The sequence below is a fragment of the Nonomuraea basaltis genome, from assembly GCF_005893125.1.
Lineage (GTDB): Bacteria > Actinomycetota > Actinomycetes > Streptosporangiales > Streptosporangiaceae > Nonomuraea > Nonomuraea basaltis.
In genome coordinates this window covers 1-2,586 of sequence record NZ_VCJS01000490.1, presented here as the reverse complement: position 1 = coordinate 2,586, position 2,586 = coordinate 1, and the positions used below count along the sequence as shown (strand labels likewise).

The window sequence follows — 2,586 nt, the reverse complement described above, 5'->3', positions numbered from 1 at the left end:
GCTCCTCGATGAGCGTGGTCTTGCCCGCGCCCGGCTCGCCGACGACGAGCGCGACCTTCGCGTGCCGGACCGCGGCCCCATCCGCCGCCGCGGTCAGCCGCGCCAACTCGACGGCGCGTCCGATGAGCGCGGGCCGTGCGACGGGATGGGCGGCCTGGACGGGGTGCGGGCGGGCCGCCGGTGTCTCGGCGGGCGGCTCGTCCGCGGTTTCGGTGAGGTGGGGCGCCTGAGCCAGGATGTCCTCCTCCAGGCGGCGCAGCTCGGGGCCGGGGTCCACGCCCAGCTCCTCGGCGAGGTGGGCACGGGCCCGGCGAAGCGCGGCGAGCGCCTCACCCTGTCGCCCGCACCGGTACAGGGCCCTGGCCAGTGATCCCCACGCTCCCTCGCGCAGCGGATGCTCGCCGACCAGCCGTTCCAGGTCCGGCACCACTTGCGCGGCCAAGCCCAGGCGGATCGCGGCGGCGGCGTGGCGTTCGATCGCGGTCAGCCGCAGCTCCTCCAGCCGCGTGATCTCGGGGTCGGCCCAGTGCATCCCGGCGAATTCCTGGTACGGCGGGCCGTGCCAGAGCCGCAACGCCGCCGCCAGCGCCCGGTGGACCTCGGCGGCGTTCCGCAGCCCGGCGCCTGATCGCACGGCGTCCTCGAACTGCCACGCATCGACGGCGGCCACGTCGAGCCGCATGGCGTACCCCGGCGGAACGGTGACCAGCACGGCCGCGGGCGATCGAGGCGGCCTGCCGGGTTCGAGTGCCCGCCGCAGCCTGGAGACGTACGCCTGGACGGCGGCCAGCGCGCGAGGCGGCGCCGCCTCGTCGTACAGATCGTCGATGAGCCGGTCGACGGGCACCACATGGCCCCGCGCGGCCAGCAGCCGTGCGACGACACTGCGTTGCCTCGGGCGGCCGAGGTCGACCGGATCGCCGTCGATGGCCGCCGTCAGTGGTCCGAGCACCTGAAAGCAGAGCACAATGCCCTTACCGTACGCCGTAAGCGCGCTAGGGAGTCCCCGCCTGGCGGCGCCACCTCCGACTCGACCTCCGCGGCCGCCTGCCACCAGGCCAGGAGGAGCATGCCCGCGTTAAGCGCGTACAGGATCCTGCGCGCGAGCTTGTGCGCGCCGCATCCAGGCCGGTGCCGTCCCAAGCGACCAGGCGGAGCCCGAACGCGAAAGCGCCTTCGTGCTCGAACCGGCCGGCGGCCCGCGCCCTCTGGTGTCCCGCTCAGCTGCGCAGGAACAGCAGGACCGCAAGGACCCGCCGGGATTCGCTGCCGGTGGCAGGGAGGCCGAGCTTGCCGAAGATGGCGGACACGTACTTCTCCACAGCTCTCAGCGTGATCACCAGCCGGTCGGCGATGCCCTGGTTGGAGGTGCCGACGGCCATCAATTCGAGCACGTCGCGTTCGCGCGGTGTCAGCTGGGCGAGCGGATCGTTGCTGCGCCGCCGCGACAGGAGCGTGGAGATGATGGTGGGGTCGACGGCCGAACCGCCCGCCGCGACGCGCCGTACGGCGCTGAGGAAGTCGGGGACGTCGCTGATGCGGTCCTTGAGCAGATAGCCGACCCCCTCCGCGGAGTCGGCGAGGAGCTTCATGGCCAGGCCGAGCTCCACGTATTGCGACAGCACCAGCACGCCGACGCCCGGATGCGCGGCGCGGATCTCCACGGCGGCCTGGATGCCCTCGTCGGTGTGCGTGGGCGGCAACCGGATGTCGACGATGACCACGTCGGGGAGCTCGACGCGCATCGCGTGGCGGAGCTCGTCGGCGTCACGACAGCGGGCCAGCACGTCGAACCCGGCGTCGGCGAGCAGCCGGGCCAGGCCCTCGCGCAGCAGCACGCTGTCTTCGGCGATCGCTACCCGCATGGCATCTCCGCTCTCACCCGAGTGCCGTCACCGCGTGGGGTCCACACCCGCAGCCGCCCGCCCTGTGCCTCGACGCGGTCCGCCAGGCCACGCAGGCCAGTGCCGCCCTCGGTGTCGGCGCCACCGACACCGTCGTCCACCACCTCGACCACGAGCTGGTCGCCCACCCGGTGACGTCCACGGTGGCCGACCTCGCGGGCCGAGCCGGTTGGCCCGTCGGCGCCGCCACGCGATGAGGCCGCTGACGGTGTACGACAAGGAGATCCAGCAGATCATCACCGCGTATACGGGGGTCGTGCCGTCGGCCACGGCCAGAGCGATGGATCCGGCCAGGCCTGCCACGAGCGCGACGGCGAGAACCACCAGCAGGGGCCCCGGTGCGCGCAGGGGAGTCACCGGCATCCATCACCCCTTTCCCAACCGTCGTAGCAGGGCGACGGCCAGCGATGAAAGGAGGCGTCGCGCACACGCTACGCCCCTTGGCGACGGCCTGCCAGGGCCTTTACGGCGAAGAGATGCCAGAAAACCGGCCCCCGAACCGGCCAGCAGCCCGCCTTACCCGCCACGCCCCGGCCTGCCAGCGTGAACAGCAACCAGAAAACCGCCAGGGAGCCGCGATGAAGACCCGGGTCATCCAAGACGACCCAGACGACGAGCCACCGCTCGACCTCGGAAAAGCCCAGCCTGAGGAGCCCGACCCACCGCCTCCCCCCGGGGACCC

3 protein-coding genes are annotated in these 2,586 nt (G+C 72.8%); all 3 read right to left on the bottom strand.

Annotation, left to right across the window (positions count from 1 at the left end):
- The coding region (locus EJK15_RS68780) for an AfsR/SARP family transcriptional regulator (RefSeq protein WP_171075427.1) at positions 1-952 on the bottom strand (952 nt) is incomplete at its 3' end.
- Between the two features lie 268 nt (positions 953-1,220).
- Positions 1,221-1,865 carry a response regulator transcription factor gene (locus tag EJK15_RS68775; RefSeq protein ID WP_138720847.1) on the bottom strand — a complete coding sequence of 215 codons (645 nt, stop codon included), beginning with the start codon at positions 1,863-1,865 and terminating at the stop codon, positions 1,221-1,223.
- Positions 1,856-2,032, bottom strand: coding sequence for a hypothetical protein (locus EJK15_RS68770; protein ID WP_206062338.1), 177 nt, complete (start codon positions 2,030-2,032; stop codon positions 1,856-1,858). The genes EJK15_RS68775 and EJK15_RS68770 overlap by 10 nt, the downstream gene beginning before the upstream one ends.
- Positions 2,033-2,586 lie beyond the last annotated feature (554 nt).